The sequence below is a fragment of the Glutamicibacter sp. FBE19 genome (assembly GCF_015524875.1).
Taxonomy (GTDB): Bacteria; Actinomycetota; Actinomycetes; order Actinomycetales; family Micrococcaceae; genus Glutamicibacter; species Glutamicibacter halophytocola.
This window is the reverse complement of record NZ_JACKQN010000005.1, coordinates 42391-67131: the sequence shown is the minus strand read 5'-3', so window position 1 is coordinate 67131 and position 24741 is coordinate 42391. Positions and strand designations below refer to the sequence as shown.

The window sequence follows — 24741 nt, the reverse complement described above, 5'->3', positions numbered from 1 at the left end:
GATAGGCCGGAGATAACGATTCGGCTAAACCTTCAGGTAACGCTTCAACGTTACCACTGATGAAATTGTGGCCAAAACGATACCGATTATCAAGAGGACAGGCGCAACAAGCCAAACTTCTCCGGTAGAAATGAAGGCAACGCCGACATTTTCACTGGCAAGCTTGTCTTCGACGAGGAATTTGAGAAGAAGCCATAAGGTTCCCGAAGCTAGCAATCCACCGATCAATGAGGCAATAACACCTTCAATGATGAACGGAAGCTGAATTGTCGCTTTGGATGCACCGACCAGCCGCATGATGGTTGTTTCCAACCGTCGATGCATAGCTGAGAGTTGAATCGTTGTTCCTGTAAGCAGGACCGCGCAAATGATCATCACGATTGCAACCACGGCTGCAGCAGCCGAAGCAACGCGCACGAGCTGGAAGACCTTCTCTAGCAGGTCACGCTGGTCGATTACGGAGTCCACCCCGTCGACCGTCGAAAACGCTTCGTTGATCACCGGATACTTCTCCGGGTCAACCAATGCAACACGGAAGGATTCAGGCAGCTGCTCAGGAGTGATCTGGTCAACTAGGGAAGAGTTCTCATACTGATCCAAGAAGTTCTTATACGCCTGATCTTTCGATTCATAGGCATATTCCTTGATATACGGAGCCAACTGTTCGGACTTGAGAACCTTCTCAATGTTCTGCCGCTGAGCATCAGTGGCTTCATTTCCGCCACAGTTCGGCGAAGTGCTGGTGTCGTCACAGAGATAGATCGCTACCTCCATGCGGTCGTACCAGTAGCCCTTCATCTGGTTAATCTGCAGTTGCAGAAGAATCGACGCGCCAACGAATGTTAGCGAAACGAAAGTCACCAGGACGACAGAAACGACCATCACGACATTCTGCCGAAGGCCTTTCGCCGCTTCGCGGAGAATAAATCCTAGTCTCACTGGTCCTCGTCTTTCTGGTCCTCAGCAACCTGTGAATCTTCGTGGTGTTCAACAGCCGAATCGCCCACGAGTAGCTCGCGAGATCCGTCTTGGTTCACCACCGTGGTCATTGGCGTGTATTGACCTTCTACTTCGTCGCGGATCACCTGTCCGCGCTGCAGTTCAATCACGCGATGACGGTATTCGCTAACAAGCTCGTGTGCGTGCGTTGCCATCAAAACGGTTGTCCCGTTCTGATTAATGCGATTCAGCACGTTCATGACTTCGATGCTGTTCTTGCGGTCGAGGTTACCGGTGGGCTCATCTGCCAAAAGGATCGACGGCTTATTCACAATGGCGCGGGCTATACCGACACGCTGCTGCTCACCGCCGGAAAGCTCGGTAGGCTTGCGACGAGCCTTGTCTTCAAGTCCCACCAGCTTCAAAGCATCTGGGACGCGTTCACGAATCTGCGCACGCGAGGCGCCGATTACTTCCATCGCGAAGGCCACATTGTCAAAGACTGTACGTTCGCGCAGGAGGCGGAAGTCCTGGAACACGAACCCGATATCACGACGCAGTTTTGGCACACGTCGACTTGGGATCCGGTTCAGGTTCTGCCCTGCAACGTAAACAGCCCCGTCGGTAGAACGCTTTTCGCGTAGCACCAAGCTCAGGAAGGTCGACTTTCCGGAACCGGATTCGCCGACCAAGAAGGCGAATTCGCCGCGGCTAATCTCGATGTTTATGTCGTCCAAGGCGGCATTCTGCTGTCTTGGCTCATAAACCATCGAGACGTTTTCGAATTTAATCATGTCTTCAATCGCTAGTTTTCGTCGGGGCGCGACCCACGAATACCAATCTCGAGATCAAACGTCAATAGATGCGCCAGTGTTCCAAACACTATCGGTGCAAGCCGTCGAACCAGCATAATTCCTAGGTGTGTTGCCATATTCATCCGATAAGCACAGCAAGGATAAACCACTGAGATCATGCATTACTTGATGTATTTCGCCCTTGGCCGATGGGCCCGGTGACGATACTTACACTGCTTTTGACAAGTCCGTACTACTAGATAGGTATTCGCAGCATCTGCTATTTGCTTGGGCGGCGCTGTCCTGCGCGCCAGCGGATCCCTGCATCGATGAAATCATCAATCTCACCATCAAGCACAGCTTGAGTATTGCCTACTTCGTGTTCAGTGCGCAGATCCTTGACCATTTGGTATGGATTGAGCACGTACGAACGCATCTGGTCGCCCCACGAGGCTTTCACATCACCAGCAAACTCTTTTTTCTGTGCGTCTTCCTGTTCCTTTTTCAGGAGCAGAAGCCTGGACTGCAAAACGCGAAGTGCAGCAGCACGGTTCTGAATCTGGGACTTTTCATTCTGCATGGAGACAACAACTCCAGTTGGAATGTGAGTCATGCGAACCGCCGAGTCGGTAGTGTTGACGCTCTGCCCACCAGGGCCCGAAGAACGGAACACATCCACGCGAATTTCCGATTCTGGAATTTCGATGCTGTCGGTCTGTTCAATAAGTGGAACTACTTCAACGGCAGCGAAGGAAGTTTGGCGACGTCCCTGGTTGTCGAATGGCGAAATTCGGACAAGGCGATGAGTTCCAGCCTCTACGGACAACGTTCCAAAAGCGTAAGGTTCGTCGATTTCGAAGGTAGCCGACTTCAGTCCAGCTTCTTCAGCATAGGACGTGTCCATCACGGTAGCTTTGAATCCGCGCTTTTCAGCCCAACGCAAATACATTCGCATGAGCATCTCGGCAAAGTCCGCAGCATCGACGCCGCCAGCCCCGGAACGAATTGTTACCACGGCACCTCGGGAATCGAACTCGCCGCTGAGCAAAGTAACAATTTCCAGTTCATCGAGGGCCTTGCGGATGCCGATAAGTTCTTTTTCGGCCTCTTGCAACGTTTCGTCGTCATCTTCGAGTTCGGCCAACTCGACGAGTACTTCTAGATCATCAATCCGCGTCTTGAGCTTCGTGAGGCGCTCTAGCTCCGACTGGCGGTATGAAAGCTTGCTAGTGACAATTTGCGCTGCGGCAGGATCGTCCCAGAGATCAGGGGCGCCCGCTTCCTCGGAGAGCGTTGCAATGTCAGCCTTGATCTGATCAACGTCGCTAACATCTTCAATTGCAGAGAAAGTTGAGCGCAGTGTGCGGATTTCAGCAGAGAAGTCAGTTTTTGCCATGGTCCTCTAAGACTACGTCATTTCACCTCCGATACCGGAGTCCCCTGTCAGCGACTCAGGACCGTCTGCGCAGTGGAGTTCACTGAAATCGGGACTCCATTCGGCACAATCCAGCCGACGATTGGAGGTCGTACAGTTCCCGACAGTTCTAAAGTAGCACCCTGCCCATCGGGGCGGATCTCCACTGAAGTTATCCGCAAATCATCGACCCTTCCGGCAGCTCCAACATCGAGGAGGTACTTACCTACGGCCTGCTGAACCCGTTGTTGGCTCAACTCGATTCGGGGGTTGGGCCCATCTGCCACGAATTCGAACTCATCTACGGCCGCGACCACTGCCCCGTCTGCGATAGACAATAATTGGCGTGCTTTCAGATTTACCGCACTCGCCGCCAGAACTACCGAGATAGTCAACAGAGTAATTGCGCAGAGTCCAATAGCAAGCACTAAGGACTGCCCATCTTCTGCAGATGCCCACTTCTTGTAGTTGCCATGGCTATCCAAATTGATCAACTCTTTGGGAAGCTGCTGAATCAACTGAAAAGGCTGATACATCAAACATCGCCGAGATAAAGGGCAACGGAACGTCCAATTCGACGGTGACCGTCACTACGCTTCCAGGACTCAAGCATTCAGAATCGCAAGAAATACTCGTTTTCGCGTTGGGATAGCCAAAATTATTCATCGCACGGCGTACCGTTTCTTTGGCATCTGCTTGCGCTTGAATTGGAGTATCGGCTAGTGCAAACACCTTAGCTGCCTGGTCCGCGGCTCCAACCACTGCATAGCTACCTGCCTGGAGATGACTTGCGGCAAGAATTAAGTAGACCATTGGAATCAAAAGTACTGTCGCCGCGAAAATAAACTCAACGATCGCGCTTCCGGATTCGTCCTGCGAAGTGTTGCGCAAAGCTGCCGAGATAGTTCTCTGTAAATTAGCCATACTTCACAGCTTCACCTTGTACATGCAGGTTCCATCCGTTGGGTAGTAAACCGACTAACGGCACCTTCGTTTCAACTGACACTGTGATCACGCTGCCCTCGCCGATATTCGCGGAGCGAACGCTAATGTTTCCGGCGAATCCCGAATGTAGACTCTCAGTGATCAAGTGCCGTGTCCGATCTTGCGCATCTGCCGTGGACCGATTCGCTAGCGCACCATAATGTGCGCCGTTTGCAGCCGCATCGATCAACGTATTACGAACGTGCAGGACAAGTGCGAGTTGAATTAGAGTCAACGCGATGAGAACTAACAGCGTCGTGATCATGACAAATTCCGCTACGGCTGATCCCTTGGATTCACCAAAGAACCGCCTAAATACTGGCGGTATTCCATTCGGCACGACGCGGCGCATGTTTGCCTTCTATCCCAACCCCGAAACCCGATCAATGGCTTGATTGAAGAGGTCCTGCAATCGCGGTCCTGCGATAGCTAAAAGTGCTGCGACCAAGACAGCCGACATGAGAGTGATCATCACCCAACCAGGCACGTCGCCTCGAGAGTCTCCAATTTTGGGCGAGATTTTTCCCCACAGCCTCTTTGCCACAACCACTAATCGTAAAAAGAGACCAACGAAAAATTCCTGTATGTTCAACATGGCGTGCCTTCCAGTGTTCGTAATTTCAAGGTTCGGAGTTACATCACTACTAATTTCGTTCAATAGCTCATCTCCAATAGCGCTAGTCCCGGGAATACCGCGAATACGATCGTCAAGGGCAAAATGCCAAAGACAACGGGTACGAGCATGAAAATTTCTCGTTTTCCCGCAACTTCCATTAATTCGCGTTTCGATGCGTCTCGAACGTCTTGAGCTTGGTCTCTGAGTACTTGGGCTAGAGGAGTCCCACGTTCGGTAGCAACCACGATTGCATCAACAAATCTTGAGATCGTTCCGACTTGCATTCGATCAGACATATTTTGCATCGCATGAACCATAGGAGTTCCGGAATGAATGTCGTTCAACGTCTTCACGAATTCTTCACCTATGACTCCGTGGCAGATTCGGGAGATACGTTCGATTGCACCAGTAGTTGATTCCCCTGCACCGACCGTCAAGGCCAGGACTTCAGCAACCGTTGGGAATTGGGTCAATATTTTTCGAGCTCTGCGATGAATTTGTTCGCCAAGCCACCAGCCTCGCAACGCGTAACCCAACATCCCACAGCAAATAACGGCCAAGATAGAAAAGACCAGCGAAAGGTCGTATTGCATTGAAATAAACGCAGTACAAATGGCCCCTGCCACAACTCCGGCCAATGCACAGATGATCTCTTGTGAGCGATAGTCAATTATGCTCAACTCAAGGCCAGCGGCATGGAGCCTTTTCTTGAGAATGTCATTGGAAGGGCTATGGCTACTGGCAAACTTTCTCATTTGCGAGATCAATGGCGATGCAAGTTGGGCCAGCGCTGAATGCCCCGACTCTGAATGCCAAGAGTCCTCAAGCATCCGCGAACTTCTGACGCCGACGCGGACATGTGGGGCAATTCGTTCGGCGAAAGCCATTTTTCTCCATCCGGGCAGATTGACCAGGATGATCCATATCCCTAGCCCGAACCCGAGTCCGCACAGGGCAGCCCATGAAACGTATGAGTTCATGACAGAACTCTCTCTTCCGCCGGTAACGTGCCCAACCGCAGCATGATTCGGTAACAGACGATTGAGATTAATACTCCTAGACCCAGGACAAGCACTCCACCGGCCGTCATGTACGCGTCTTTTGCCGCGTCCTGGGTTCCCAGAATCAGAAGCAGAATCCATGGCGCTGCCACAGCCAACCGGGCTGCGGAGACTATCCAGGACTGCCGAGCGGCCAGTTCGCCACGCGTGCGTACGTCATCGCGAAGGAAAGCAGACAAAGTTGCTAAGGTGTGTCCCAAATCAGTGCCACCGACTTCGCGAGTGATTCGAAGAGTGGTCAAGATCTTGTCGGCAACTGGGTCGGCCATTCGCTCACCAAGCTGTTCCAGAGCTACGTTAAAGTTGGCGGTGGCTCGATAGTCCAAAGCAAAGTCCCCGAATAGTGGCCTTAGTATTTTTGGTCCCACTGTTGCGAGTTGGCTCAGGGCTTCAGGCAACGACAGCCCGGCACGTATGGCGCTTCGCAGATGGTCAACGACTTCAGGCCATTGTTCCTGCAATGCAGCCCGCCGCTTAGACGCTTGACGACGCAGAAATGCCCATGGGGCGAAAATTCCAAAGCTGAAGAATAGAAGGGCAAACAGCCACGCGCCAGTTAGCCCCAAGGCCAATAATCCTGATGCAACACCACACACCAAACAAATCATGAGGAACTTGGGCGGTGTCACATTTGTCATTCCAGCTTGCAGCAGGGCCCCCTTGATCGCTGACCTCCGCTTCGGGGCACGCACCCACGGTGCGAAGAGTAGCCAATCGACCAAGACAGCCAGCCCGAGACCACCAAGCAATGCAAAAAACGCGATCATCGCTATACCGCCATCAGTTCAGCGACGTTGATCCCGGCAAGATCGAATTTTTCGTGCTCCCAATCCGCGCCTGGCGAGGCGCGAAGACTTCCATCTCGTCTTTCAAACAAAGTAGACGATTCGATTTGTCCTGCTTCCACCCGGTTACGAATGCTGAGGACTTCACTTACGTATCGATTCCCACCAGGGCTGCGTACGCAATGCACGACTAGATCTATACAAGCAGCAACAGTTTTGACCGTGAAGTCGCTTGTGATGTTCGGACCGGCTAATAAAGGTAAAGTGCAAATCTTCGTAATCGCGTCCCTCGCAGAATTCGCGTGAAGGGTACAAAGCCCAGAAATCCCTGAATTCAGGGCGATGAGCATGTCTAGCGACTCGGCCTCACGGACCTCCCCCACAATAATCCTGTCCGGTCTCATACGAAGCGCCTCTTTGACTAGGCGACGCATCGTAATTTCGCCCATTCCTTCAAGGTTTGCGAGCCGCGTTTGCATGGCCACCACATCGCGCAAAGAAAGATTAAGTTCAAAAATTTCTTCAATGGTAATGATGCGCTCACGCGGACCAATTGAAGAGGCCAAACAATTGAGCATCGTCGTTTTGCCAGCCTGTGTTGGTCCCGTGACAATAACGTTCAGTCCCGCGTTGATGGCCGTTGACAGGTACAAAGCGGCCTGCCTACTCAAGGAATCCAATTCCACCAGATCATCCAGTTTCCCTGCGCGCGCGATGAATTTGCGAATATTCACTGCCCAGTGCTCATGCGTAATATCTGGAATTACCACATGTAGGCGGGACCCATCCGGAAGCTGGCAATCTACAAACGGCTGCGACAGATCCAATCGCCGTCCGGAAGACTTGAGCATTCTCTCGACCAATGCGGCAATCTCTGAAGATTCCATGCGGATATGGGTTAGTTGGCTTTGCCCACCTCTGGCGCAGAACACTTGATGTGGAGCATTTATCCAAATTTCCTCGACAGTAGGGTCATCGAGAAGTGGTTGTAACGCGCCAAAACCTGCGACATTATCAAAAATTGTTTGACGGGCAGCGTCAAGTGAGCCCAGGGATGGTACTGCACCAAGCAGCGCACGCTCGTCATAGTCCTTGATTACTTCTTCGATCAAGGACTTGATCAAAGTCGGTTGCTTAGCCGGATCCAGTCCGCGGCGTCTCACCAACTCACGAACTTCGTCCTCAACGATGGACAGAGCTTCCACGACGCACCCCTGTGGCTCTTCGTAACAAAGAATCCCGAAGTCGGGGACCATCGGCGAGCGCATCGTCGGTGCAGCATTCATATTCGTATGACAAGGGATGCTATAGGCACTTCGCTTAGCTTTCAAGAGGTTTTCCTTTTGTGGATAACCGAAAATTCTTTCTCCACAGGCCGTTTTTTAGTTATGCGAGCAGGTGGACCATCACGCTTTTATTGGTCATACAAGCCTTGTCACATACGATCAGGATTCTTCATGCCCCGCTACGAATTTCTCTTGATATCGCAACTTTTCCAGCATCCACGGCAATTTGAATTGGTCTCGGCCGGGAGACTGACTGGAGACAAATTGTCGTCAATTCTCCTGTCATCTTTTCCCAATCAGTATTGGTATTTCGGACAAGACAGCCTGGAAACCTTGGGCTCTTTAGCATCAGGCCAAAAACTGATTCTGAGCGATATTCCTCAGGTGCAGCCTGAATACATCGATAAATCAGCTACCTTAAAGCTCTATGTCCCCCACGGCCCAGATTCTGGAGCTTGGATTTCTCTCACTCAAGGAGAGCATTCAATTGGCCGGGGGGCTCCACTGTGGCTCGAAGACCCACTTATTTCACGATGCCACGCGACTTTAAATGTTTCTACGCGTCGCCTACGGCTGGTGGCAGCAGCCAACCACCAGATAGCTCGTGAGGATGGGATTCTCTGCAGCTCAATGGACCTAGTTCTAGGTTCTCGGTTTCGTTTAGGAAATACGTTTTTCGTGGTTGGCGACCCGGTCGCCACGGAATCCAAAAAAACAATTCGAGATGAGGACTTGGAAGTCCATGTCCCTCCCAAGCCTGAAATGAGCCGGCTGGTGATGCTCTCGCTGGCTGCCCTCGTCCCGATCCTGACCGGCGTTCTATTGGCAATACTGATGGGAACGATGTTCTTTCTGATCATTAGTGGGATCTCTGCCCTCATGGGCTTGGCCCCGGCAAGCCAATTGGTATCTGAGCTCAGACGTTGGAAACGAGCCATGCGCGCCCAACGGAATGCAGTAATCCAGAATCGATCCACGTATGCCGCTCCGTTGGGGCAAGTAATTATTGCAGGGCTAGACGCGACCGCCTTGAACATTAACTCGCCGTCCGTACCTCCGTTGGTTTGGGGCGACGGGCTCTGGTCTCCAGAATTGCATGAGTCTCCACAGTCCGATGCTACGCAAAGATCACGGTTCAAGCTCAAGAGCCGGGAGCTAGGTGCGCCCTGGCATGGTCCTGTCTTTTCTCCGCCAGTTCCTGGAGTTTGGCATTTGGTCGGGGCTCAAGGTCCGGAAACTGGAGAAGTCTTGGCCAGTGTTCTTGCACGTTTCTTACCGCTGATCGCCACGGGAAAACTATCGCTCTATATCGATCCGAGCATCCGTTGTTTGCCGGCTTCCTTATTACTGATGAAGAATGTCACCGCTTCCAGCCCACCGATGCCCTCGGAGCAGAGTCCCTGGCAACGCGAAGTTCCTTTGCTTAAGTCCATTTATCTAACAGCCGCGCCGACTCGGCTCCTCCCCGAGACCTTAATAATCGGCCTTGGCCCTAGGCTCCCGGAGGCCGCAGAACACTGGATCGAAATTAACTCCCAATCAACTCACCTTCCTGACCAGCGCTTCGTACTCAAGAATTTGCACCGATTAAGCTTGATGCGATTCGACCGAACCATCCAGCAGTTATTGCGTTTGCTGCCATCAGCGCCTATTGCCGCGCAACAAGCATTATCGGAACCTGCAAACAGCGTGCGAGCTGCTATCGGAGTCACCGATGAAGGAACCGAGGTAGCACTTGACCTAGATTCGGACGGGCCACACATGCTGATCTGCGGAACGACCGGTTCAGGAAAATCGGAAGCCCTGCGCCGCATAGTTGCGGATCTTGCACATAGCTTCTCGCCGCAGCATATAGCTTTCGTCCTTATCGATTTCAAAGGAGGCGCAGGATTATCAGTTTTTGAGCCGCTCCCCCACGTTCAACTTTTCGCCAGTGATTTAGACGAGTCCTCCGCACAGCGCACCCTTGAACAACTTGAATTCGAAATACGTCGTAGGGAAAAACTCCTTGCTGATAGCGGATGTAGCGATCTCGGCGAATATCAAATGCTCACGCCAGTTCCGCAACCATTGCCACGGCTTGTAGTCGTGGTTGATGAATTTCGGGTATTTGTCGAATCCCTGCCTACAGCTGGTCAGCGAATTGACCGGTTAGCCGCCGTAGGTCGGGCGTTAGGGATTCATTTGATCCTTAGTACACAGCGCCCCGCTGGTGCTCTTACTGGCCAAACACGCGCGAATATCAATGCCGTCATCGCGCTTCGAGTCAATGATCCCAGCGAATCAGTCGAACTCATTGGCTCCACTGCGGCAACATTGCTAAATCAGCCGGGGCAGGCAATTATGCGAAGTTCTTCGCGGCCAACTGGAAAAGTCCAATTTCATCTCGCTGTTGAGCCCGATCTCAAAGGCGAAATTTTTGAGCGAAACCGCAACAATATGGCAGTAGCCCCGTTCTGCACATTTGAACCTGAACATGAGCTATCCGGGACAGACCCGCTTACGGTACTTCTGGAGCAGCTAACGGCCCGTTGGATATCGGTGCCTAAACCTGTCTCGGGATTTGCATCCCCTCTTCCTTTGACCTCCGAAGAGGCACTAATTCCAACAGGCTGGCCGGGGAAAGACACGGGCACCATCTTTTGCGGCGTTCGGGACAACCTATCGGGTGGCACGTTAGAACCACTGGTCGTTAACACCGCAAAAGGGCATTCTTTATTGATATGCGGTTTGCCGGAAGCTGGTGCTCGGAAGTCATTGAACTACTTGGTCTCATTGCGCCGCAAAATATTGTGTTTTGGACCAGAGCCGGTGACTGACGCACAGCAGCATGCAAATCTGAAGGTCATCACTGGCAATGACACATACGCTTTTTTGGATGCTCTGGATTACCTAGAATCTCTTCCGAGGGACGATGGCTTGATCATCATGGTTCATTCGTTGGCTCAACTTCAATCGGTGCTGCGCCCGCAGCACTTTCAACGATTCGATGAGGCGCTGGGTTCGCTTTTGCGCTTAGGTTCTCAGCGGTCACCGTTCATAGTTTGCGCCGTCGATAGAGATCAGAATTGTCTAAAATCCACCGGCTTGTTCACGACCCAATGGTACTTTCCATACAATTCCACGGAATCACTAAAAATGATCTGGCCTAAAATTCCGGCTTGCGCTCCCATTACCGGCCGAGGAGTAATCGTAACTGCGGACAACCCGCCCCAGGTTTTTCAGCTTGCGCCAGCTCAAGCAGTTCCCCGCGAGGACGACAACTGGAACGTTGCCAGTCCAGAGGTCAGTGCGTATAGCCAGGCACCACACGAAGCATCCCAGCTACTTGGCTACTGCCCGTTTACCGATCGCCCGATAGCCCGGCCACAACAAGCTCGCTTGATCATGATCTGTCCCGACGCTGACGAGAGGCTCAAGCTGTCGCTTCTTCTAGCGGATCGTTGGAACGCTTCCCACGCCAATGGCATAGAAGAATTAGCTTCAAGAATCGATGACTTCGAATCGGGGAAACAAGATAGTCCGGCCATGCTTTGCGTTTATTTGGAGAACACAGCACAGCCACGACTCATGCCCGCCATCGAAAAACTCGGAGCAATCAATGTGCCCGTCGTTTTCTTCACGCCGCCCTCGGCAAGGCTGGCGTATGAGCTCGGACTATCAGCGCTTGGATTAGATGACCGGGAATTCGCAGTCGTTGAGTCCGAACATTCCCAGGACATGCAACCAATGCAATGGCCTGCACTTCATCATGAGCCATCGGCTGAAAACAGACCGTACTGGCGCGCCATCATTTCTCGCAATGGACAGCCACGGATGATTCACATCCCCCGGGACATACGTAGGAAATAACTAATTTGATGGCCGATCGCCAAGAAAGGCCGTGGTCTTTGGAGCGAAAAGAAGGACCACGCTCGAACCGGCAATCACGATAGATGCAAGAGCAGCTATCTTGACCATCGGAATATTGGAGCTAAGGAATGAGACAGACAAGATCAGTTGGAACAATTGCCACACGATAATTGGGGCTCGCGTGAATGCCTTCCCCTTGAAGAAGTTAGCGGCAACGGACCCCTGCCAGATGGCCAGTAAAAGGCAAAGTGCCAACATGAAGATTTGTCCGCCGACGTTCACCGCACCGTCGGTCGATAAGTTGCCTAGATAGCTAATGGCATATCCCAATACGGCCAGCGCTTCAAGCATTACTAATGCTGCAACGATGACTACACTGATCGGTCGGGGCATATTACTGTGTTGGTGGCTCACGTCAACAATCTTCGTTGACGTCTGGCAGGAACTCAAACTGCCCCGACTACTTCTTCTGTAGTGGACGCCACACCAACTGGCACTAGCGGACTTGCCACCCAAATGCCATGTGAGAAAGCACTCAGGCATTCAGCAACATTTCGCTATCATGACCCTTGTTTACTTCCTCGTAACATGAAAACCTTATGTGGTCGGTTAAACGAGGAGCCCAATCGGTCCTCACCGAAGATCAGAAGAGCCAATCGGTAACCATTGGCTAATCAGGATTTCATTTCTTTCCTAATTAGTTGTTGCCTCACCGTTGCCTGCCGTTGGCCCTTCAGACCCCCTCTCAGATTTCAAGGAGCATCAATAAGCATGGATTGGCGTAGCCGCGCGGCGTGTCTGGAAAAGGATCCGGAACTGTTTTTCCCAGTTGGGAACACCGGTCCGGCCCTGTTGCAGATCGAAGAGGCCAAGAGCGTCTGCCGTCGATGTGAAGTAACCGAAACTTGCTTGCAGTGGGCTATTGAGTCTGGTCAGGATGCAGGCGTATGGGGCGGTATGAGCGAAGATGAGCGCCGCGCTTTGAAGCGCCGCGCCGCACGTGCTCGTCGCGCTTCATAATTATGCGCTCGAGGTAAATCTCGCAACCCGAGACGCCAAACGAATTCCGCCAGAGGTCAACACCCCTGGCGGAATTCGAGTTTAACCGGCATTTTTCCAGCTCCCCTAGGTAGATTAAAAGTAGTATTCATGTTCGAAAGGATCTGTTAGTGACTTTGGCCTGCTTCGCGCGCACAATTCAGGTGGGTGCAGACGGGAAATGAGCTCAGCCCTGACAGACCCGCATTTGGGCAAGACTCTCGACGGCAGATATCGGCTCGACCATCTGCTAGCTCTTGGCGGAATGTCCCGCATCTACCGCAGCATGGATAAGCGGCTTCACCGCGCTGTCGTCGTGAAAATACTGAACGACAATTTCGCGAGCGAACCCACTGTCCGTGAGCGCTTTCAATCTGAAGCCGTAATCGCCGCGAATATCACGCATCCGAATGTCGTTTCTATTCGCGACCATAATGTCAGCGACAATCTCGTTTACCTCGTCATGGAGTATGTCCGTGGACGGAACCTCGATCAAGTTATCGCTGAGCGGGGTCATTTCACGCCCCGCCAGATGTTGAGCGTTCTGGATCAAATTTGCAATGGACTAAGCGCTGCTCACAGCGAAGGCATCATTCACCGAGACATGAAACCAGCAAATGTCCTGCTCGCGGACACCGGAGAGATCAAGCTGACCGACTTCGGCCTGGCGCGAGCAGCCAGCGCCCATACCCAATCAGCAACATTGCTGGCAACGCTGTCCCATGTTTCACCGGAGCTCGTTTCTGGGGCGGCAGCCGATTCTCGCAGCGATATCTACGCGCTGGGCATCATGATCTATCAGATGCTCACCGGCAAACTGCCATACTCGGAAACTAATCCGGCCGCCATGATGAAACACCATCTGGACTCCCCCATGCCGTTGCCTTCGCACACGGTTCCTGGTCTTGCCGAAGATCTGGATGAGCTGGTTCGCTGGTGCACCGAAAAAGACCCTGAAAAGCGTCCTCAAGATGCCTCGCTCTTGCTAGAGGAAGTCCGCCAGATCCATTCGACCCTCTCCGATGAACAGCTGGACTTTGGTGTCGAAACGCTGGGAACCGTCGCAGATCTGATTCCCAAAACCTTCACCCACATGCCGACCACCTTGCAGCAACGGCTCGACGACATGCAACGCGACCGGGAGATTGAACGTGAACAGCAATGGCTAGCGCTTAACTCCACTTCCGGTGACGGCGAATACGAGGTCGACGACGACCAGGCGAACGAATCGCCAACCACCATCATCGCTGCCGGCGCCGCGACCGAGGTCCTGGACCTGCGAGACGCCCAAGCAACCCGTGCACTGCCCCAAGGCGAGAGCATTCCGGATGGCGCAGGCCTGAATGCCACCACCGCTTATGCCCGCGATGAGCTTCCCGATAGCGCGCCCGAAGCTGCCGATGCTGCGCCTTCCGCACGCGATGCAAAGCGCGCGCAAAAGCAGGCAAACAAGCGCTGGCGCAAAGAAGCCCAAATTCCAACGCACCGCCTGCGCAAGCCGCGGACGGGGACCCAGAAGATCGTCATCACCTTGATGTGGATGCTGATTGTGGCGCTCGTTGCGGGCGCTGGGTGGTTCTTCGGTCGCGGACCCGGAACGATCGTGCGCATTCCTTCGCTGAACGGCATGCTCCAAGAGCGGGCGATCGCCCAAATGGATAGCCAAGGCGTTCCCGTTAAGGTCAGCACGGCCTACGACGACGAGATCGCGATTGGCCGGGTGGTCGATTCACACCCGGGCACCGGGAAGAACATCATGAAGTTTCAGGGCATCGAGCTTACCGTCTCACAAGGACCGGAACTCTTCGACGTTCCTGACGTTGCAGGCCTGGCATTGGAAAGCGCCAAAAAGTCATTGGCCAAGGCCGGCTTCAAGAACCTGAGCACCACCGAAGAGTATTCTTCGTCGGTGGATTCTGGCGCGGTAATCAGCGAAAGTCCTGGCGCCGGGCAACGGGTGCCAAAGAAGAACACCATCAAGCTCACTGTTTCAAAGGGGCCGGCACCAGTTCAAGTACCCTCGGTGATCAGCCTGAGCCAGGAACAGGCCACGGAAAAACTTCGCGCGGCCGGATTGTCGTTAAAGGCTGGTGCTGAAGTCCATTCGTCACAGGTGGAAAAGGGCTTGGCAGCTTCCCAAGATCCAGCAACAGGCACCGCCGAATTCGGCAGTTCCATCACTGTCAATTTCTCCTCCGGGCCAGAATACATTCAGATTCCATCGGTTGTCGGACTCGACGTCAATGACGCTAAGGCACGGCTGGAGGAATCTGGTTTCCAGGTGAAGACCCACAGCGTTTTCGGTGGTCGCAACCAGATCGTGCGAATGCAAACTCCGCTCAATCAGGAAGCTGTTCGCGGTAGCGAAATCAGCATCTACGCTTTCTAGCGGTTACGCCAAAGGCTCAGTTCCCTTATGGGGAACTGAGCCTTTGGGTTATGCCTTAGCGATTGCGGCTGCGGCTTTGCAGTGCCGAGGAGACCAAGAAGGCCATTTCCAGGGACTGGCGGTGGTTCAGTCGCGGGTCGCAGACGGACTCGTAGAGCGAGTCGAAATCTTCCTCACGAATTGGGTCAGCGCCACCGAGGCACTCGGCCACGTCGTCGCCGGTCATCTCGACATGCAGGCCACCTGGGAAGGTGCCCAGCGAGTCGTGCACCTCGAAGAAGCCGCGGACTTCGTCCATGACATCCTCGAAGTTGCGGGTCTTGTAGCCGTTCTGGCTGGTGACCGTGTTGCCGTGCATCGGATCGGTAACCCACAGCACCTGGGCGCCGGAGGCAGTGACCTTCTCGACCAGGTTTGGCAGCTTCTCGCGAATATTCTTCGCACCCATGCGGGTGATGAAGGTCAGTCGGCCTGGTTCGCGGTTCGGATCGAGCTTTTCGATCAGGCGCAGCGCGTCCTCTGGCTCGGTGTTCGGGCCAAGCTTCACGCCAATCGGGTTGCGCACACGCGAGAGGAAGTCGATGTGTGCGTGATCCAGCTGGCGGGTACGTTCGCCGATCCACAGGAAGTGGCCGCTGGTGTCGTACGGCAGGCCGGTACGCGAATCGGTGCGGGTCAAGGCACGCTCGTAGTCCAGCAGCAAGGCTTCGTGCGAAGCGAAGAACTCGGTGCGCTTGAGCGCCTCGAAGTCCGCGCCGCAGGCATCCATGAAGCGGATGGCCGAGTCGATTTCGCCAGCCAGCTGCTCGTAGGCGGAGTGTGCCGGGTTGGCCATGAATCCGCTGTTCCACGAGTGCACGCTGCGCAGGTCGGCGAAACCGCCTTGCGTGAAGGCCCGGATCAGGTTCAGCGTGGCCGATGAGGTGTTGTACGCCTGCACCATGCGCTTCGGATCGTGGGCACGCGATTCCTCGGTGAATTCGTAGCCGTTGACGATGTCGCCGCGGAATGCCGGCAGGGTTACGCCATCTCGGGTTTCGTCATTCGAGGAACGCGGCTTGGCAAACTGGCCAGCCATGCGACCCATCTTGATGACCGGCATCGATGAGCCATAAGTCAGGACAACGGCCATCTGCAAGATGGTGCGCACACGTGCGGAAATCTTGTCAGCGGTAGCATCGGCAAAGGTCTCGGCGCAGTCGCCTCCCTGCAGGAGGAAAGCGCGGCCCTGTGCGGCCTCGGCGAGGCGTTCACGCAGGACATCTACTTCGCCGGCAAAAACCAGAGGAGGACGCGAACCCAATTCGTTGATGGAGGACTGATAGTCCTTGTGCTCGCGCCAAGTTGGCTGCTGGGCAATAGGCAATTCACGCCACAGGTCTAGTTGCGGATCAGTGGCGGGGCCGGCTACAGAGGAGCCTGGCAATGGGGTTCGGTTTACTTCGCTCACCTTGAAGATTCTACGTCGCTGATCGGCAAAGCACCGCGACGAATGTAACAACAGCGCGTAATACTGTGAACCAGCTTCTACTTTTTAGCTTTCCGGGGTGCATAAACGTCGACATAGCTCTGTCCAGACAGCGCATTGATAGCCTGCCGGATCTCATCGGCGCAGGCCCGTAGCGCCTGCGGATCGCCATGTTTGCCCGCCAAATGCTCGAAGTGCAGGGGCTCGCCGATCTTGATTCCGATCTTCCCCGGATGAGGCAGGCCCTGCCCGATAGGCTGGACCTTTTCGGTGCCGATCATGGCCACCGGAATCACCGGTGCCCCGGATTCCAGAGCGAGGATGGCCACGCCGAGCTTTGCGCGGTACAGCCTTCCATCCGGTGAGCGGGTGCCTTCTGGATAGATCCCCAGAATTTTTCCTTCATCCAGGGCCCTCTTGGCGCTAGCCAGGGAAGCGGCTGATTTCTGCCCGCCGGAACGGTCCATTGGCAGCTGATTGATATTGCGGAAGAACCATGCGGTGATGCGCCCCTTGAGTCCGCGGCCGTTGAAATACTCGTCCTTGGCCAGGAAGATTACCGGGCGATCGAGCATCGCAGGCAGGAACACCGAGTCGCTGACTGACAGGTGATTTGAGGCCAGGATGGCCGCTCCGGTGCCCGGAACGTTGTTGATGCCTTGCAGATCCACGCGGAAGAAGATCCTCACCAGTGGCCGAACGGCGAATCGCTTGAGGAAGTCATACAGCACGGCAGAAAATTCCTTTTTCTCGAGGTTCGGCTTTGTCACGGGACATGGATTGATCACAGAACTTGTGGCACTGTCCGCACCCTTCAATTGTGCACTACGCTCGGAGGTATAAGCAGAAAATTGGAGTGGTCACGATGAATAATGAAGCACGGAATAGCTCTGGGCACTCATTGCCCAAGGGCTCAGCAGTGCTGCTGATCCATGGCTTCACTGGCTCCCCCACGGCCATGGAGCCCTGGGCCAGATCCCTGCAGGGAGCAGGCTTCACTATAGCCGTGCCTCTGCTTCCAGGCCATGGCACCCGATGGCAGGACATGATTCCGGTGGGCTATAGCGAATGGATCCAGGCAACCGAGCAGGCTTTTGACGACCTGGCACGCACGCATGGCACCGTGTTCGTGGCCGGTTTGTCCATGGGTGGAGCGCTGGCACTGCATTTGGCTACAAGGCGCAATGTCGCCGGGATTTCACTGGTCAACCCGGGGCTCGTGGTTGACTCTGCGCTGGCCCCGATGACGCCATGGTTGAAGCACCTGATGCGCAGTGTGGCGCCGATCAGCAACGATATCGCCAAGCGCGGAGTGGACGAGGGGGCCTATCCGCGCACTCCCGTGGCCGCGGTAGCTCAGCTCCACGCGCTGTTCGCGCAAACCCGTTCACGGCTGGAACTCGTCACCGCTCCGGTGCAGCTGTTCAGATCGACCGTAGACAATGTGGTGTCCGAAGCTTCCGTGCGGGAGCTGGTAGCAGGGCTCAAGCCAGGAACACTGGCCGAACACCACATGCTGCTTCACTCCAAACACGTTGCAACACTGGATTATGATGCCGAGCAGATTTTCCACGAATCGGCCCGCTTCTTCTCCCAGCTCTCCAGCACGGGGCACACTCGGGCAGGAGGGCCCCTATGAGCCAGCCCGATGCCACTCCTCCGGAGCGCGAAGATCCCCGCTGGGATGATCTGGTGAAAAATTTTCAGCAGCTTGATGCGCAGGCCCCTCGGGAACCTAGTGCCCAAGAACGAGCAGATCACCTCAAGAAGCTCTTTAATACCGGGCCAGGTGCCATGAATGGCCCGCGTGACTTTGCGCCCGAAGAATCCGATGAGTCTTTTGTCCCCGACGAGCCGGCGGCGCTGGGCTCCGGGGATCCGATGTTGAATCTCGCGTGGACCGCGGCAGCAGGTGGACCCGTCGGCTTGTTGCTGTGCGTGCTGTTCTTCCGTTCAGCTCCGGCCTTCGTTGTCATTGGCTTGGCCCTGGCGACCGTCGCCGGGATCGTCTACTTGCTTAAACGTCTTCCTACTGAGCACGATCCGGGAGATGATGGGGCCCAGGTCTGAAGTGAACTTGGAGCGCCAAACATAGTAAGTTACCGTAAAGTAATAAAGTGTGATGCGGATTACCCGCCATTGCTCATGGGGACACATACAGTTTCAGGAGATGAATACCAGATGCGCGAATATAGCTCGCCAATTCGCATCCATACGCCTCAGCAGTCAAATATCACCGATCTGTTGCTGCGGCACGCCAATTCGGCCGCGAATCCAGCCTTGTTCGCCAAACCTGGCGACGGCTCCTCCTGGCAGGATGTCACCGCATCGCAATTTGCCGCGGACGCGAAGGCCATCGCCAAGGGTTTCATTGCCAATGGCATCAACCCCGGCGCACGCATCGCGCTGATGGCAAAAACCCGCTACGAATGGACCCTCGTCGACTTCGCCATCTGGTTTGCCGGATGTGTCACCGTTCCCATCTACGAAACCTCCTCCCCCAGCCAGGTAGCCTGGATTGTCGCCGATTCCGAGGTCAAGGCGATCGTTCTGGAATCGGCAACCCACGAAGCCGTGGTGCGCCGCGCAGCCCATCAGGAACAGCTCGATACCCTCGATAACATCTGGCAGTTCGAGGGCGGCCTGGAACAGCTGGCCGAAGACGGCAAGGATATTGATGACGAGCAGCTCGAAGCCCGCCGCTCGGCTGTCGCCTTGAGCGACATCGCAACCATCATCTACACCTCGGGAACCACTGGACGGCCCAAAGGCTGCGAACTGACCCACGGCAACTTTGTGGAGCTGGCAGAAAATGCTGCCGCGTCCCTTCCCCAGGCGGTGTATCCCGGTGCCTCCACCATCATGTTCCTGCCACTGGCCCACGTCTTCGCACGATTCATCTCCGTGATCAACGTGGCTGCCGGTTGCCGCACCGGGCATACCCCTGATGTGAAAAACCTGCTGGGTGATCTCCAGTCTTTCAAGCCCAATTTCATCCTTGCCGTTCCCCGCGTCTTCGAGAAGGTTTACAACTCGGCCATGCTCAAGGCCGAAGACGGTGGCAAGGGCAAAATATTCCACGCTGGCGTCGACGTGGCCGTGGCCTATTCCAAGGCGCAGCAGGCCGGCAAGATTCCGCTGGCGCTCAACCTCAAGCACAAGCTCTTCGACGCCTTGCTCTACAAGAAGCTGCGCGAGGCCATGGGCGGCAATATTCGCCATGCCGTCTCCGGTGGTGGCCCGCTGGGAGAGCGCCTGGGCCACTTTTTCAACGGCATAGGGGTCACCGTGCTCGAAGGCTATGGGCTGACCGAAACCACCGCGCCGATCACCGTGAATACCTTGGAACGCATCAAGATCGGCACCGTCGGCAAACCGCTCCCGGGCAACGCGGTTCGCATTGCCGAAGACGGCGAAATTCTTGCCAAGGGCTTGTGCGTGATGCGCGGATACCACAATCGCCCGGAGCTGCAGGAGGAAACCTTCACCGACGGGTGGTTCCACACCGGCGACATTGGGGAATTGGATGCCGACGGGTTCCTCAAAATCACCGGCCGCAAGAAGGAAATCATCGTCACTTCCAGTGGCAAGAACGTGATTCCGGCACTGCTTGAAGACCAGATCCGTGCCGACGCCCTGGTTTCGCAGTGCGTTGTGATCGGTGAAGGCCGGCCATTCATCGCGGCACTGGTCACTTTGGATCCTGAAGCGCTTCCGGGCTGGCTTGAACGCCACCAGCTCGATAAGAACACTTCGCTGGAGGAATTGGCCACGCATCCGACGGTGCTGGAAACCGTTGAGAAGGTCATCGCCAAGGCCAACACCTCGGTGTCCAAGGCCGAGGCAATCAAGTCCTTCCGCGTGGTGCCCGCTGACTTCACCGAGGAAACCGGCCATCTGACTCCCTCGATGAAGATCAAGCGTGCTGTAGTGCTCAAGGACTACAACGAGCTGATCGAGGAGATCTACTCGGCTCCCAAGCCCACAGCGTAATCCAGCACTGCTGTAACCAGCTCCCACGATTCGCGTGCCGAAGCGGCCCAGGGCAACCTGAGGCCGCTTTGCTGCGTCCGGGCGAAGTAGCTGCGCGGCAAGACCACGCGGTTGAATGCAGGGAGTTCTGCCACGCTGTGCCCTTCGTCGAGCACCGCGAAGATCAGGTTCTCCGCCAAGGCCTGGCGGCCGTTGGCCAGCAGCCACTGCACCAATTCCATCAGCTGGTCTTCGCCCGCGGGCCCGGTTTCTCCGACGACCACGAGCACGTCAACGCCGCTGAACTTCCCCTCGAGGACCGACTGAACGCGTTGCGGTCCGGCGGTGGACACCTCGGCACGCAGCTCCAGCTCTCCAAATTGCTCAGCCAGATGCTCGGCAATTTCGAAGAATGGCAGATGGGTGCTGAGGGTGAATACCAGCACGCCCAGGCGATCGCGCCCGGCAGCGGCCTCGCTTGCTCGTGCTGCCACCTCTGCGGGCGCTGCCCCTGCTGGAGTTTTATTTGCTCGCCTCACGGCTCTCCTTGTGCTTGATCTGCGTTGTGAATCCTTGCGGTGAGCACAGGGGCCCGCAACCATGGTTGCGAGCCCCTGTGCTCTATGTGGCGTGCTATGCCAGCTGCTACTTCGGTTCGATCACCAACAGCAGGTCGCCACCTTGGACCTGGCTGGTGCCATCGAGGGTGATCTGGGTGACGACTCCGGTGGCGTTGGCGGTAATGCCGGCCTCCATCTTCATCGCCTCGATGGTTGCCACCGACTGTCCTGCCTCAACCAGGTCGCCGGCCTTCACGGTCACCGTCACGGCGCCGGCGAATGGCGCAGCCACATGCCCGGCATTGTTCGGATCAGCCTTTGGCGCCGACTTGACGGTGGACTCCACCGACTCGTCGCGGACCTTGATCTGGCGCGACTGGCCGTTAAGCGTGACCACCACGGTACGCAGGCCCTTCTCGTCAGCCTCGGACACCGAAACCAGCTTGACCAGCAGGCGGACACCGGTGCCCAGCGAGATGACGTGCTCGAAGCCCGGGGTCAGGCCATAGAGGTAATCACGGGTGTGCAGCACCGACAGGTCGCCGAAGTTCTCCACCGACTTCTCGAAGTCGCGAGTCGGGCCGGCGAAGAGCAAGCGGTTCAGGGTGGATCGGATCAATTCCGATTCCCCGCGCAGCGCCTGGGCGTCCTCTGCGGACAGATCCTCGACGCGGGCCTTGACGTTGCGTCCCTGCAGCGCCTTGGTGCGGAATGGTTCCGGCCAGCCTCCTGGAGGGTTGCCCAGTTCTCCGGAGAGGAACTGGATGACCGAGTCCGGGATGTCGTAGTTCTGCGGATTAGCCTCGAAATCAGCGGCAGAGACGCCCGATCCGACCAGCTGCAGGGCCAGGTCGCCCACCACCTTGGACGATGGGGTGACCTTGACGACGTTGCCGAGCATCGCGTTCACCGAAGCGTACATGGACTCGATGGCTTCGAAGCGCTCGCCTAGGCCCAGCGCGATGGCCTGCTGGCGCAGGTTGGAGAGCTGTCCGCCAGGGATCTCGTGCTGGTACACGCGGCCCGTTGGTGCTGGCAGTCCCGATTCGAATGGCTTGTACAGGGCACGCACCGCTTCCCAGTACGGCTCCAGCGAGGCTACGGCATCCAGGGACAGGCCCGGATCGCGCTCGGTGAATTCCAAGGCCGCGACCAGTGCGGAGGCCGATGGCTGGGAGGTGGTGCCGGCCATGGCGGCGCTGGCAACGTCTACTGCATCCACGCCGGCATCGATGGCTGCCATCAAGGTGGCCAGCTGTCCGCCGGAGGTGTCGTGGGTGTGCAGGTGGACCGGCAAGTCGAAACGCTCGCGCAGCGCGGTGACCAGCTTGGTGGCTGCCGCAGGGCGCAACAGGCCAGCCATGTCCTTGATCGCAATGATGTGTGCGCCGGCATCAACGATTTGCTGCGCCAGGTTCAGGTAGTAATCCAGCGTGTACAGCTTCTCGTTGGCATCGAGCAGATTGCCGGTGTAGCACAGTGCCACTTCGGCAACGGCAGTACCGGTCTCGCGCACGGCCTTGATCGCCGGCGCCATCTGCGACACGTCGTTCAGTGCATCGAAGATGCGGAAGATATCGATGCCGGCCGACGCTGCTTCCTTGACAAACGCGTCGGTGACTTCCGTGGGGTACGGAGTGTAGCCAACGGTGTTGCGGCCACGCAGCAGCATCTGCAGCGGGATGTTCGGAAGTTCAGCCCGCAGCAGTTCCAGGCGCTTCCAAGGGTCTTCGCCGAGGAATCGCAGGGCAACATCGTAGGTTGCTCCGCCCCAGACTTCCATGGAGAACAGCTGTGGCACGCTGTGCGCGTAGGCGGGCGCGGCCGCGAGCAGGTCGCGGGTACGCACGCGGGTCGCCAGCAGGGACTGGTGCGCGTCGCGGAAGGTGGTGTCGGTGATGCCCACTGCCTTGGAATCGCGCAGCAACTTGGCGAAACCCTCGGGACCAAGTTCCAGCAGTTTCTGGCGCCATCCATCAGCCGGCACTGCCGACTTGGATGGGCCGTCAAATGGCGAGCGCTCCGGCTCGTCGGACTTGTCCCCCGGGAAGGCAGGAAGCTTCTTGCGAGGGTCGATGCCCTCGATGCGTTCGCCATTGGGGTGGTTCACGGTGACGTGCGCCAGGTAGTTCAGGGCCTTGGTACCGCGGTCCTGGGACTCATTGCCGGTGAGCAGGTCCGGCCGCGAATCGATGAAGTCGGTGGCGACATCGCCGGCCAGGAACTGTGGATCGCCTAGCACGTTCTGGATGAACGGGATGTTGGTGGCCACGCCACGGACACGGAATTCAGCCAGCGCGCGCCGGGCACGAGCCACGGCGGTCTGGTAGTCGCGACCGCGGCAGGTGAGCTTCACCAGCATCGAGTCGAAGTGCGGTGAAACCTCTGCGCCGGTGTAGATGGTTCCGCCATCGAGGCGCACGCCCGAGCCGCCGGCGGAGCGGTACACGGTAATCGTTCCAACATCCGGGCGGAAGCCGTTGGCAGGGTCCTCGGTGGTGATACGGGACTGCAGAGCCCAGCCGCGCACCTGGATCGTGTCCTGGCTGATTCCCAAATCCGCCAGCGACTCGCCGGCAGCGATGCGCATCTGCGCCTGGACCAGGTCGATATCGGTGACTTCCTCGGTCACGGTGTGCTCGACCTGGATGCGCGGGTTCATCTCGATGAACACGTGCTGGCCGGCGCGCTCGCCCACGGTGTCCACCAGGAACTCGACGGTTCCAGCATTCTGGTAGCCCAGGGTCTTGGCGAACTTCACAGCGTCGCGGAACAGCGCCTGCCTGATCGATTCGTCCAGGTTCGGAGCCGGAGCGATTTCGACAACCTTCTGGTGGCGGCGCTGCAGCGAGCAGTCGCGTTCGTGGAGGTGAACGATATTGCCGTGTTCGTCAGCGAGGATCTGCACTTCGATGTGCCGCGGGCGAAGAACTGCCTGTTCCAGGAAGACGGTGGGATCGCCGAAGGCGGTGCCTGCTTCTCGCATGGCCGCACCCATCAGCTCTGGCAGATCCTCGCGCTTGTCCACGCGGCGCATGCCGCGTCCGCCACCGCCGGCCACTGCCTTGACGAAGATTGGGAAGCCGATCCGGTCCGCTTCAGCAATCAGGAAATCAACGTCATCGCTTGGCTCGGAGGATTCCAGAACCGGGATGCCCGCCTGGCGGGCGGCCTTCAGCGCGGCGACCTTGTTTCCGGCCAGTTCAAGCACGTCCGCCTTTGGACCGATGAACTTGATGCCTTCGGCCGCTGCAGCACGAGCCAGATCGGGGTTCTCGGACATGAATCCGTAGCCCGGGTAAATTGCGTCCGCACCGGCTTCTTTGGCGACGCGGATAATCTCGTCGATGTCCAGGTAGGCGCGGACCGGGTGGCCCTCTTCGCCGATCTGGTAGGCCTCTGCGGCCTTCTGGCGGTGAATCGAATTGCGATCCTCGTGTGGGTAAACCGCAACTGTCTTTGCACCTAGCTCGTAGCTGGCACGGAAAGCACGAATTGCAATCTCACCGCGGTTGGCGACCAAGATTTTTTCAAACATAGTGTCCCTACATCGAATCAGTACAGGTTGGTTGGGCTCGGTCCA

21 protein-coding genes are annotated in these 24741 nt (G+C 56.3%); 6 read left to right on the top strand and 15 right to left on the bottom strand.

Annotated features, from left to right (window positions below; translation table 11 throughout):
- Nucleotides 1-24: 24 nt before the first annotated feature.
- From ftsX to H6F58_RS10055, 10 genes are all read right to left on the bottom strand, one after another.
- Nucleotides 25-939 carry a permease-like cell division protein FtsX gene (ftsX, locus tag H6F58_RS10095; RefSeq protein ID WP_146274840.1) on the bottom strand — a complete coding sequence of 305 codons (915 nt, stop codon included), beginning with the start codon at nt 937-939 and terminating at the stop codon, nt 25-27.
- Entirely contained in the window at nt 936-1733 is a 798-nt protein-coding gene (gene ftsE / locus H6F58_RS10090) for a cell division ATP-binding protein FtsE (RefSeq protein ID WP_060701251.1), read from the bottom strand. Before ftsE ends, ftsX begins: the two co-directional genes overlap by 4 nt.
- Nucleotides 1734-2013: 280 nt before the next feature.
- Nucleotides 2014-3129: a peptide chain release factor 2 gene (prfB, locus tag H6F58_RS10085; protein ID WP_146274839.1), complete on the bottom strand. Its 1116-nt coding sequence runs from the start codon at nt 3127-3129 to the stop codon at nt 2014-2016.
- 47 nt (nt 3130-3176) lie between these two features.
- Nucleotides 3177-3665 (bottom strand): hypothetical protein, encoded by a 489-nt coding sequence (locus H6F58_RS10080; protein ID WP_171919032.1) that lies wholly within the window; start codon nt 3663-3665, stop codon nt 3177-3179.
- Entirely contained in the window at nt 3625-4071 is a 447-nt protein-coding gene (locus H6F58_RS10075) for a hypothetical protein (RefSeq protein ID WP_146274837.1), read from the bottom strand. Before H6F58_RS10075 ends, H6F58_RS10080 begins: the two co-directional genes overlap by 41 nt.
- Nucleotides 4064-4483 carry a TadE/TadG family type IV pilus assembly protein gene (locus tag H6F58_RS10070; protein WP_146274836.1) on the bottom strand — a complete coding sequence of 140 codons (420 nt, stop codon included), beginning with the start codon at nt 4481-4483 and terminating at the stop codon, nt 4064-4066. The genes H6F58_RS10075 and H6F58_RS10070 overlap by 8 nt, the downstream gene beginning before the upstream one ends.
- 9 nt (nt 4484-4492) lie before the next feature.
- A complete protein-coding gene (locus tag H6F58_RS18210) occupies nt 4493-4726 on the bottom strand; it encodes a hypothetical protein (protein WP_244652541.1) in 234 nt (77 codons plus the stop codon).
- 59 nt (nt 4727-4785) lie between these two features.
- Complete coding sequence (locus tag H6F58_RS10065) at nt 4786-5727, bottom strand: type II secretion system F family protein (RefSeq protein ID WP_146274791.1); 942 nt, start codon at nt 5725-5727, stop codon at nt 4786-4788.
- A complete protein-coding gene (locus H6F58_RS10060) occupies nt 5724-6575 on the bottom strand; it encodes a type II secretion system F family protein (RefSeq protein ID WP_171919031.1) in 852 nt (283 codons plus the stop codon). Before H6F58_RS10060 ends, H6F58_RS10065 begins: the two co-directional genes overlap by 4 nt.
- 2 nt (nt 6576-6577) lie before the next feature.
- A complete protein-coding gene (locus H6F58_RS10055) occupies nt 6578-7798 on the bottom strand; it encodes an ATPase, T2SS/T4P/T4SS family (RefSeq protein ID WP_146274789.1) in 1221 nt (406 codons plus the stop codon).
- Between the two features lie 252 nt (nt 7799-8050).
- On the opposite strand from H6F58_RS10055, the gene H6F58_RS10050 reads away from it, so the two are divergent.
- Nucleotides 8051-11731 (top strand): FtsK/SpoIIIE domain-containing protein, encoded by a 3681-nt coding sequence (locus H6F58_RS10050; RefSeq protein ID WP_195181696.1) that lies wholly within the window; start codon nt 8051-8053, stop codon nt 11729-11731.
- Here H6F58_RS10050 and H6F58_RS10045 read toward each other — a convergent pair whose 3' ends face one another.
- Nucleotides 11732-12145 (bottom strand): hypothetical protein, encoded by a 414-nt coding sequence (locus tag H6F58_RS10045; protein WP_146274787.1) that lies wholly within the window; start codon nt 12143-12145, stop codon nt 11732-11734.
- Between the two features lie 357 nt (nt 12146-12502).
- Here H6F58_RS10045 and H6F58_RS10040 point away from each other — a divergent pair, with 357 nt between their 5' ends.
- Both H6F58_RS10040 and H6F58_RS10035 read left to right on the top strand, forming a co-directional pair.
- On the top strand, nt 12503-12751 hold the full coding sequence (locus tag H6F58_RS10040; RefSeq protein ID WP_013348560.1) for a WhiB family transcriptional regulator: 249 nt from the start codon (nt 12503-12505) through the stop codon (nt 12749-12751).
- Between the two features lie 199 nt (nt 12752-12950).
- The gene (locus H6F58_RS10035) at nt 12951-15158 is read left to right on the top strand and encodes a Stk1 family PASTA domain-containing Ser/Thr kinase (protein WP_195181695.1); all 2208 of its coding nucleotides are present in this window, start codon (nt 12951-12953) and stop codon (nt 15156-15158) included.
- Nucleotides 15159-15213: 55 nt separating this feature from the next.
- Here the strand turns inward: H6F58_RS10035 and H6F58_RS10030 are convergent, their stop codons facing one another.
- Together H6F58_RS10030 and H6F58_RS10025 are read right to left on the bottom strand one after the other, a co-directional pair.
- A complete protein-coding gene (locus H6F58_RS10030) occupies nt 15214-16608 on the bottom strand; it encodes a 3-deoxy-7-phosphoheptulonate synthase class II (RefSeq protein ID WP_146274785.1) in 1395 nt (464 codons plus the stop codon).
- Between the two features lie 77 nt (nt 16609-16685).
- The gene (locus H6F58_RS10025) at nt 16686-17357 is read right to left on the bottom strand and encodes a lysophospholipid acyltransferase family protein (RefSeq protein WP_060701235.1); all 672 of its coding nucleotides are present in this window, start codon (nt 17355-17357) and stop codon (nt 16686-16688) included.
- Between the two features lie 134 nt (nt 17358-17491).
- Between H6F58_RS10025 and H6F58_RS10020 the strand changes: the two genes are divergently transcribed.
- The 3 genes from H6F58_RS10020 (at nt 17492) to H6F58_RS10010 (ending at nt 20619) form a co-directional block, all read left to right on the top strand.
- The gene (locus tag H6F58_RS10020) at nt 17492-18265 is read left to right on the top strand and encodes an alpha/beta fold hydrolase (RefSeq protein WP_195181694.1); all 774 of its coding nucleotides are present in this window, start codon (nt 17492-17494) and stop codon (nt 18263-18265) included.
- Nucleotides 18262-18696 carry a hypothetical protein gene (locus H6F58_RS10015; protein WP_195181693.1) on the top strand — a complete coding sequence of 145 codons (435 nt, stop codon included), beginning with the start codon at nt 18262-18264 and terminating at the stop codon, nt 18694-18696. The genes H6F58_RS10020 and H6F58_RS10015 overlap by 4 nt, the downstream gene beginning before the upstream one ends.
- Before the next feature lie 111 nt (nt 18697-18807).
- The gene (locus tag H6F58_RS10010) at nt 18808-20619 is read left to right on the top strand and encodes an AMP-dependent synthetase/ligase (RefSeq protein WP_171919836.1); all 1812 of its coding nucleotides are present in this window, start codon (nt 18808-18810) and stop codon (nt 20617-20619) included.
- On the opposite strand, the gene H6F58_RS10005 is transcribed toward H6F58_RS10010, so the two are convergent.
- Nucleotides 20592-21137, bottom strand: a complete 546-nt coding sequence (locus H6F58_RS10005) for a hypothetical protein (protein ID WP_146274781.1) — start codon at nt 21135-21137, stop codon at nt 20592-20594. The genes H6F58_RS10010 and H6F58_RS10005 overlap by 28 nt on opposite strands.
- A gap of 106 nt (nt 21138-21243) precedes the next feature.
- Nucleotides 21244-24696, bottom strand: coding sequence for a pyruvate carboxylase (locus H6F58_RS10000; RefSeq protein WP_195181692.1), 3453 nt, complete (start codon nt 24694-24696; stop codon nt 21244-21246).
- Nucleotides 24697-24741 lie beyond the last annotated feature (45 nt).